The organism is Spectribacter acetivorans (genome assembly GCF_031846305.1).
Lineage (GTDB): Bacteria > Pseudomonadota > Gammaproteobacteria > Nevskiales > Salinisphaeraceae > Spectribacter > Spectribacter acetivorans.
In genome coordinates this window covers 1-8551 of sequence record NZ_JAVRHY010000028.1, presented here as the reverse complement: position 1 = coordinate 8551, position 8551 = coordinate 1, and the positions used below count along the sequence as shown (strand labels likewise).

Sequence of the window (8551 nt, the reverse complement as noted above, 5' to 3'; positions counted from 1 at the left end):
CTCTGTCCCACCGTGACCGAACCGAAGTCCACCTCACCGGGGTCAATTTCCCCTGCCGGTGACGCCGCGAGCACGGCCTCGCCCTCAACCGATACGCTCACCGAGCGGTCATCGCTGGGGATTTCCAGCACGTCGGAGAAGCCCCCATCGTCGCTCGGCGAAAAGAACACCGTCACACTGCAGCTACTGCCACCGGCCAACACCCGCCCGGAGCAATTATCCCCGCTGGGGGTTACCCCGAATGGCGCCGCCGGCGGATTGACCGTGCCTACCGTGAGATTTGCTGTACCCGTGTTCGATACCGTTACCGTCCGTGACTCTGTCGTCTGGACCTCGGTGACACCGAAATCAATAGAGCCCGGCGCCACACTGATCGTGGCTACGTCGTCCTCACGGCCATTACCGCTTAATGCGACCTGGGTGTTGCCGGCATCGCTGTTGACACCCAGGGTGTCAGCGAAGGCTGCTTCCGCATCAGGCGCAAACCCAACCCGAACCATGCAGCTGTCCCCCGCTGCAATCGTTGATCCGTCGCTGCAAGTCTGCGAAAGGATCGAGAACGGGGCCGAGGGCACATCAAAGCCCTCGAATACCAGGCCTGAGGCTCCGCTATTTGCCACCTCAATGTCGACTGAATCCGACTCACCCACCGTCACGTTTCCGAAGGCCACACTTGAAGGGTTGACCTGCAGCACGCCATCACCGGTATCAGGGCAGCCCGCGCCAGAAAGATTCCATCCGATGTCGGAAAGCACACAGGCACTAAGCCCAATTCCGTTTGCCACCACGTTCTCGCCGCCGGTGTTGAACGGCTCCATCAGCGCATCAGGCACCAAATCAACATCCCAGTGGCTCACGCTCGATCCAGCTTCGTGGTTGGCAGGGGAATACATCTGCACCCGACCCTGCCGCACACCTTCATCAAGGAAAGACTGAGCTACGGCGTTCACGGCCGGGCCGTCCCACACCAGGTTGCCGTCGTTTCGAGCCGACGCGGCGCGCTCACCGTCATTCATCTGGTTCCAGCGAAGACCGGTGGTCAGATCCAGCAAGAAGTCGTCGAAGACACCCTGCCGGAAGGTGCGGACATCGCCCGTCCTCGTATCGGTGTAGGTCTGAAACCCGAGACCGTGCAACATTTCGTGCGACATCACGTCAACGAAGTTGAACGTCCCGCTCGGGCGTTCTCCATCAATGCCGTAATACCAGTCCCGACCCGACAGGCAATTCGGGTTATTGTCGATGGCCGAGTTGAAAGACAACTCGATATCCACCGACTCCTGTCCTTCGGGATTGCCTTCCGGTAGCAGGTCTTCCCCCGCCATCGCATTGGCCAGAGCGATAGGATAGGAAACGCCCTGCTTCTCAGCACCCTCGAAGTCGAACGCGATGATCGCGGCCCCCGCCGTCCCGAGCGTTCCCGAGAATGCGTCACAGCCAAGGTTTGCGCTGTCAGCCAGCACTTCGATGGGAACCGGGCTACTCACCTTCGCCGCTACCAGATCCAGCGCAAATTTCAGCGCGATTCGTCGCTGCTCACCAAGCGTGGTGCCGTTGTTGCCGCCCACCGGCGATACTTGCGTTGCGTCGTTCAAGCCCTCGTTAGGGCCGTCGTTGTTGACCAGAACCGTACTGGCCGCGAACACCTGTCCGCTGATCGCCATCGCCAGGCCTGTGAGGAGATACTTCATCGCGCCGACTCCTCGCCGTGATGAATCACGGTCTCCCCGTCCTTGATGGTCGCCTTGATCACCGACTTTGATCGAGCCGGCGGCTCCGCAACAAAACCGCCTCGCGGGCCCTTCAGGGGGACCTTGTCCTGGGCCTCACCGCTTTTTTGGGATGCCGAAGGCAGCGTCTGCGCATCATGGTCAGTCGCCGAATGAGCGGGCTGACTGATCAGCTCCCCCGTTTCCGGGTCGATTGTCACTCGCATGCGTTCCTGGGCATGCGCCATTCCAACCACGCCAACCGTGATCAGACCGACGGCCCCGATCTTCTTCATTCCGTTATTCATTGCCTATACCTCGTTTGGTTGTATGTGGCGCCAATGGCTTAGAACAGCTGCCATTGATCACCCGCAGATCCAGGATTACCCGAAACCCGAAAACTGCAAGCACCCCATTTCCAGAATGAAATCCGACAGATGAAGCGATCGGCACGCAGTCCAATTCTTGGCATGACAAGGTCCGTCAACGCCTACGCCGATCCCCTGAGGTGGCCCTTGGCTTTGGGGCAAAACAAAGCGTAAGGGCTAGATCAGCGGGGATAGACGTCTAAACCGACTGCAATGGGCGGGGCTTTTCCCGACTTTCCTCTGTCCATTCCGGACCAAGCACAACCATCCGATGAATCGCCACCAAAAAAATGGGCCCGAATGGGCCCATAAGGTAATCGTGTTTTACGTCACCTCGATCACATGTATCTGGCTGCCATAACCCCCCCGAAACGAGATACACCCAGCATGCCTATACCGATACTAATGATCTCCATCGAGTAGATGCGGATACTCACCGCCTCCAGCCCGACGAATCCGATCACAACCGCCGCTCCAAAGCCGATGATCGCCAGCGCGATTCCTGCCGCGGCCAAGACAAACCGTACCCCAATCGACGCCTCCGACCGTTTTGGCAGCCGCGAATCAATTCGAGCATCTGGCTCTCCCTTTTTCGCCGGGATATACCGAGGCATGGACGAGTACATGCTCCGGTACACCGGCACGTCACCGCCCATCACTTCACTGCCATGACCGCCGTAGTTGTAATGGTCATCGTACTCGTCGACCTTCATGGCTTTTCGGTCTGCGCCGCGAGCTCCTATTGCTACAGACACCACCAGCATCACCAACGGAGAAGTAACCATCAGGAAGCAGCCAGGAACCGCCATGAGCGTTACCGGCTCCTCGGATCCAGTCATGTAGGGGATCATCCCGCCGGCGTACGCCAATGCCACGCCCCCGCATAGCCACCACAAATACCACATCGACAGCATCTTCACCGGCCATCGCGTTCTTGTTAATAGGCCATAAATGAGTATCACCAGCCCGTAGGAACCAATAAGCAACGGGCCAATTTCCTCGGCATAACGTAGTACGTTCCCGGCACCGTGCTCGCGCGTGAACAAGAACACCCCGGCAATCACCCAGAACTGCATGTAGGGCGTCACCAAAAAAGCCACAGACCCCGTCCAGAAGTGATCGCGGGCCTCGATAGTTGTCGTGCTGGCATCCCAGCTCTTTTTCGCAGTGGATTTCATCGTTCTACTCCTTGCTTGATCCGATAATACCCAAACCCTGCGATATGCAACCCCTTTTTGCCCCCACTCCCCCTTGGATTCGCGCGACTCTGGAAGCCTATCTGCGGCAATGCCGCGATAACGCCCGATCGAGCGCATCGATCAGCACTTAATCCGGCCGGTTAAGTGCATCTACCCAACCGCCCTCACGGGCAATCCAATTGGAGCATTATCATGCAGACGTTTCGCGCGCTTGTTTTGTTCTTCGCCTGGGCTGGCTTCAGCCTTGTGGCTATTTCGATGGCCGTTGACCGCGCCATCATCATTGAGGACTACGCCAGCTTGCTGGTCACGGTCCTCTTCAGTCTGTTCTTCGGGCTGCTTCTCCGCTGGGTCCACGCCTTATCCATCAAGAATAAGGCCGGCCTGGATTCGAAGAAGCAGGAGGCACAGCTCACCACTGCTGTTGAGCAAGCCCCCCAGGCCTCTGAGCCTGAACCTGCCGAAGATGTAGCGCCGGTACAGGAAACGGCACTGCCGTGCCCTGTTTTCGCCGCCGAAGCTGCCGAGCTGAAAGTGGGAACCCCCAAGGGCCCCATTTACGCTTACGACGGCGCTCTCTGGCTGATCCCCCTGAAAAATGGGCAGCTGGACAACGCCGCCGCGCAGCGCCTTGACTACCACAGCCTGGACGAGGCCATTGCGGCACTCATCCAGTAACCAAACGAGAGAGGGCTTCGGCCCTCTCTCAACCTTTCCCCTCCTCGCGCTGACGCCCCCTCAGCCTCCCTTGCCCCATTGCAGTTTCCCTGACCCGTGTTATCACCTCTTATATGAGAGGTATTGATATGCACGCCCACACCACGATGCACCCGGACCGGGCCACGGATTTCTATCTCCGTGCGCTGGGCTTTACCCGCCGCCATGCCCTGACCCTGGTGGCTCATGACGATCGGTTTTTCCAGGACACGCCCCTGGTTGGCGTGCCTGACTGGGTGATCCACGACGGCGAGCACAACCGGTTGTTCGTCATCGACTACAAGACCCGCCTCGCCGGCAAGGGCCCCACCCCCTATGAGGGCTACCAGGTGATGGTCTACGGCCTGCTGGTCAGCAAAGTCCTTCGTCAGCAGACCGGGCGCCACTACCCGGCCGAGACCGGGATCCTCTACGGGGACGGACAGAAGTTCGACATCGAAGCCGATGCCAACGACGTCGAGTATGTCGAGCATTCCGTTCTGCCCGCTTTCAAGGCACTCCAGCAGCGTGGCCGCATCCGCGGCGGCTTGATGAAGGTTTCTGCGTTTGCGGAGTATCTGGCGGATCCGTCTCTATCGGCCAAGCCCGACGACCCCGGCCGTCGCCAGGCCGCAGAGCGTGGCACCGCGGCGCACGCCCGCCTCAAGAGCTTGTCGAACCTCGCGCCGGGCACCGCCTGAGCGATCACCGCCGGCGACTCACCAGCCACGAATCTGAAGACGTGGCCTCGCCTGCTGCAGGCGTCTGCTTATCGCCATACGAAAACGGCGCCCGAAGGCGCCGCGTCGTAGGCCTGCTTTTCGAATTCGTTCCGGTCAGGCGTCCTGGATAGGGCCGATACCGGCCAGCAGGCCCGAGAACTGCTCACGCTGCTGCTCCCACCCATCGTCCGGCTCACTGCTTGCCTGCTCATCTTCGTCATCGCTTCTGTCATCTTCCATGGCAGCCACATGCCCATTCTCGATTTCCCCGACGATCGGGATATTGACGGCGCCACGCCCCGGGCCACCCACATTGGCACTGATGTCCACACGGTCCACCCGGCCAGACTCGACCAGCAGCCCAAGCCAGGCCAGCCGTCTAAGGCGCTCTGCCCGGGCCGCGGCGGGGAGCCGCTTCACGTCTGTGTAAAGAAGCCCTTCAATGTCTTCCCGAAGGCGAAGGCTGATCCTGACCTCGCCACTCACGCCGCCACCCCCTTGGTTGCCGCACTCTTCGGCGTGGCCAGCTCACCCAGCAGCTGGAAGCCCCGGACGTTGGCCATCACCGGCTCGATCACGCTTACCACCTCATGCCGCGGGAACCGCGCCCGGATCGCCGACGTGTAGAGCTCGGCCCCACCACCGCACAGAAAGATGTTGTCGATATCGTCGGTCGCCCCGACCTTCGCCTGCAGCGTGTTGAGCCCTTCCTCGATCGCGCTCGAGGCTTCCTCGACAAACGGCCCCATGGGGTAGGTCTTGCCGAACAGCCGGATCTCGCCTTTTCGCAGGCCCTGGTCCAGTCGGTTCATGCTGATGTCATCGCAGTCCAGATCCTTTCGGATGGCCGCGTTCACTCGGCTGAGCACTTCCGACACGCCAGCGTCGTAGGCGCCGCAGCGACTCCCTACCGGCTGCGAGCCCTTGGCCACCACCCAGTCCAGGGTGAAAAAGCCGACGTCGATCAGCAGATTCACCTCGTCGTTGATCGCCTGCAGGATGCCCTTCTGCCACGCGTAGTCGGCAAACCCCCCGATGGGCTGAGCCACCACCATCACATTCTTTACGTTTACCTGGCGGGTGCCATCCAGATCATGCACCCCGGTCATGCGCTCCTTGAGATCCTTGTAGCGCGACTCGCCGGCATTGACCGGCAGCCCCAGTACCAGCAGGTCGATCTCCGGTACGTTCATGTAATAGAGGGCGCCCCGGGTCAGCGCCATGTACTCGTTGGTTTTGGCGTAGTCCCGATGCAGAGACCGGGCATCGCGGTGGCCCATCAGCTGCTCCACGTCCGGGCCGACCTCATACACCTGCCCGTCGACCTGCACCTGAACTGTGTTGCGTTTGCCGCCAATGACCTCGGCGCCGGCCGCACCCTTTCCCGGCTCCGAGACCAGGCTCGGAAAGGTGTGGCAGACCAGTCCACCGGGGTTGCGGGTCCCACACATGCTGAACTTCGTGTTGCCGAAGCCCGTGTCAATCGCTCGAATCGTCGTCATGAATATCTCCATCAGATTGGTATCCACGACGCTAACCCGGAACCCGAAAAACGCCAGCCCCCTTTTGCCGCCTTGTTTCGCCCGCTTTTACCTCATAGACGTTCCACGGAGCGTCTGTGGGACGTGCGATGTCACGCCCTTTGCCTTCTCACCACGCGAAGCCCACTCGAAACGCCTCAGAGACGTTCCGTGGGTCGTCTGTGAGGTATCTGTCCCGTGATCACCCGCGCGACTTTCTCTCAAATGCCTCATTGACGTCCCAGGGAGCGTCGCAGAGGCAATAGTGCCTGGCCCACGTCGCTTGACGTTATCCCCTTTTGCCTCACTGACGACCCACGGAGCGTCTCTGAGACATCCACCCCGCCGCGAGGCGCTGATCCAGGCCACGCGCTGGCATCCCTTTCCTCGCCAACGCCATCACCCCGGCCACACACGCCGGAAAAGTCACCCCAAATAGGGGACTTTCCGCCGACACTCCCAGCGCCTCACCCGCAATACTCCACGGCATGAACAATCTGAAAAGGACGCCCGAATGGTCCCGTTGACAGGAACCGGGGAACGTAGCTTTTTTTTCTGTCCATATAAGGAGCCGGCGAAGCTGAACCCTCAAACGACGCGTGTTTTTGCCCCGTTGACAGGAACCGATCAACGAGAGCTCTTCCTGTTGGCTAATGGGGGATTAGCCAAGTGATCATTCCGGAGGTCGGCTCGCGCCGCTCAAAGCGCCCCAATATCGGCCGGCAAATCGCGTTTTCGAATCACGTTGACAGGAACCGGGTAACGAGGTCTCGCCTCGTTGGCTTATGCGAAATGAGCCTGTCCAGCCTGAGCAATATCTTTCCACGCGCTCTCGTTGACTGGAACCGGGTAACGGAGCGTCAACATGATGACTAATGCACAAAAGGCCGCGCGTAAAAAACCGTGTTCATCACCCCTGGCACGAGAGTCGGCCGCAGCGCCAGAAATACAAGGTTTCAAGCATACGTTGACAGGAACCGGGTAACGAAAGCCCATTTTTATCCCTAATGCAAACAAATAAATGCCTCATCTTCGAAAAACATTGTCACCAATGTACGTTGACAGGAACCGGGTAACGGGAGAGTCAAGCGTTGGCTAATGGGGCATTCATGCCTTGCCTCGTGATTCCTGCAGCGCCGCCGCAGAAAAAGTTTAACGCCACGTTGACAGGAACCGGTCAACGTAGGCCGATTGTTTTGGAATGGGAAAGTACGACGAACCGTTTACAAGCAGAATACTGGGAAAACATAAATCCGGAGCTACCATGACCAACACCCCGAATAACACCCTCGATAACGACGCCCTCCACGAGGTCATCCAGACAATCGATAAATCGCTCGACGATTGCTTCGAGCAAGCCAAGCAGCTCGCCCAGGAATTCACCGACTTTCGATTGCTCAGCCTGAACGATCGGCCAACCATGGACATGCTCTGGTTGATGCTTTACGTCAACCGTCGACCCGATGGAACCATCTACATCTACTGGCGCCGGGCCCGTAACAGCTATGTCCGCGATGGGGCCAAGCGCGTGATCTCCGACCACCTCCCCAAGCCGCGCTCGGGACCCTATCGACCCTCGACCCTGAAATCCCACTCCCCGCCCTGGTCTCACGAGACCGTTCTCGACACCGAAGTCAAAGCCCAACACATCCGCGAGTCTGCCGCGGCCCTGAATACCGCGCGTCGAGCGCTACTGGCGGTAACGCCTGACCTCAGCCATGAAGACTCGGAGGACTGACATGCACATCATCCCCGCCCTTCAGTCCGATGCCGACGCTGACCCCATCCGCGCCCTCGCCTTCGAGGAACGACGGACCCTGATCGCCGCCATGCGAGACGACACCCTCTCGACCCACCCGCTTCTGCCCGAGTTGCATCGACAGGGCCAGTGGCTGGTCTGTGACTGCCGGACCGACACGCCACCCCTGCTCCACACTCGACGCACTGCCCAGGGCACGCTGACCCTCGTTCGCATGCACGGCCGTGCTCACCATGCCCCTGGCTGCCCCGTCGGCGAGGGTCTGACCGACCACTACGACGCCGATCCCGAGCACACCGCCGCCCTCGAGCGCCTGCTCATCGACGCGATCATCGACAGCGGCATCCGTGACCTCTGGACCCTGGGTCCGGCTGACGACGGCGAGTGGCCCTCGCTGAAATCCGGTGTGCATCGCCTTAAGCGTTCCCTCGAGTCGGCCTCGATTGGACGCCACCCCCTGAAGTCCCGCGTCATCACCGCGGCGCGTGACCTCCCCCGCCTAGCCGTGTCACTCCGTCGTGACTGCACCGACAGTTCTCACCCGCCGTCCGGCCTGCTTCTTGAGATCACCAAGGACC

9 protein-coding genes are annotated in these 8551 nt (G+C 60.1%); 4 read left to right on the top strand and 5 right to left on the bottom strand.

Annotated elements, in window-relative coordinates; all coding sequences use genetic code 11:
* The 3 genes from RM531_RS15895 to RM531_RS15885 form a co-directional block, all read right to left on the bottom strand.
* A partial coding sequence (locus tag RM531_RS15895) for a choice-of-anchor D domain-containing protein (RefSeq protein WP_311660698.1) occupies positions 1-1691 on the bottom strand: 1691 nt, incomplete at its 3' end.
* The gene (locus RM531_RS15890; protein ID WP_311660697.1) at positions 1688-2017 is read right to left on the bottom strand and encodes a hypothetical protein; all 330 of its coding nucleotides are present in this window, start codon (positions 2015-2017) and stop codon (positions 1688-1690) included. The genes RM531_RS15890 and RM531_RS15895, both read right to left, overlap by 4 nt.
* Before the next feature lie 398 nt (positions 2018-2415).
* Positions 2416-3255 (bottom strand): hypothetical protein, encoded by an 840-nt coding sequence (locus RM531_RS15885; protein ID WP_311660696.1) that lies wholly within the window; start codon positions 3253-3255, stop codon positions 2416-2418.
* Positions 3256-3468: 213 nt separating this feature from the next.
* On the opposite strand from RM531_RS15885, the gene RM531_RS15880 reads away from it, so the two are divergent.
* Positions 3469-3954, top strand: a complete 486-nt coding sequence (locus RM531_RS15880; protein WP_311660695.1) for a hypothetical protein — start codon at positions 3469-3471, stop codon at positions 3952-3954.
* Between the two features lie 128 nt (positions 3955-4082).
* A complete protein-coding gene (locus RM531_RS15875) occupies positions 4083-4673 on the top strand; it encodes a PD-(D/E)XK nuclease family protein (RefSeq protein ID WP_311660693.1) in 591 nt (196 codons plus the stop codon).
* Between the two features lie 135 nt (positions 4674-4808).
* On the opposite strand, the gene RM531_RS15870 is transcribed toward RM531_RS15875, so the two are convergent.
* Both RM531_RS15870 and RM531_RS15865 read right to left on the bottom strand, forming a co-directional pair.
* Complete coding sequence (locus RM531_RS15870; RefSeq protein WP_311660691.1) at positions 4809-5114, bottom strand: hypothetical protein; 306 nt, start codon at positions 5112-5114, stop codon at positions 4809-4811.
* A 62-nt stretch (positions 5115-5176) separates the two neighbouring features.
* Positions 5177-6196, bottom strand: coding sequence for a PRTRC system protein D (locus tag RM531_RS15865; protein ID WP_311660690.1), 1020 nt, complete (start codon positions 6194-6196; stop codon positions 5177-5179).
* A 1282-nt stretch (positions 6197-7478) separates the two neighbouring features.
* On the opposite strand from RM531_RS15865, the gene mobI reads away from it, so the two are divergent.
* Both mobI and RM531_RS15855 read left to right on the top strand, forming a co-directional pair.
* Complete coding sequence (gene mobI / locus RM531_RS15860; protein ID WP_311660689.1) at positions 7479-7952, top strand: conjugative transfer protein MobI(A/C); 474 nt, start codon at positions 7479-7481, stop codon at positions 7950-7952.
* Position 7953: 1 nt separating this feature from the next.
* A partial coding sequence (locus RM531_RS15855; RefSeq protein ID WP_311660688.1) for a DUF8534 domain-containing protein occupies positions 7954-8551 on the top strand: 598 nt, incomplete at its 3' end.

Bases quoted from the DNA above. Each gene is read 5' to 3' on its own strand.
- RM531_RS15875 (WP_311660693.1), top strand. From the start codon at position 4,083: ATGCACGCCCACACCACGATGCACCCGGACCGGGCCACGGATTTCTAT.
- RM531_RS15865 (WP_311660690.1), bottom strand. From the start codon at position 6,196: ATGACGACGATTCGAGCGATTGACACGGGCTTCGGCAACACGAAGTTC.
- mobI (WP_311660689.1), top strand. From the start codon at position 7,479: ATGACCAACACCCCGAATAACACCCTCGATAACGACGCCCTCCACGAG.
- RM531_RS15890 (WP_311660697.1), bottom strand. From the start codon at position 2,017: ATGAATAACGGAATGAAGAAGATCGGGGCCGTCGGTCTGATCACGGTT.
- RM531_RS15885 (WP_311660696.1), bottom strand. From the start codon at position 3,255: ATGAAATCCACTGCGAAAAAGAGCTGGGATGCCAGCACGACAACTATC.
- RM531_RS15880 (WP_311660695.1), top strand. From the start codon at position 3,469: ATGCAGACGTTTCGCGCGCTTGTTTTGTTCTTCGCCTGGGCTGGCTTC.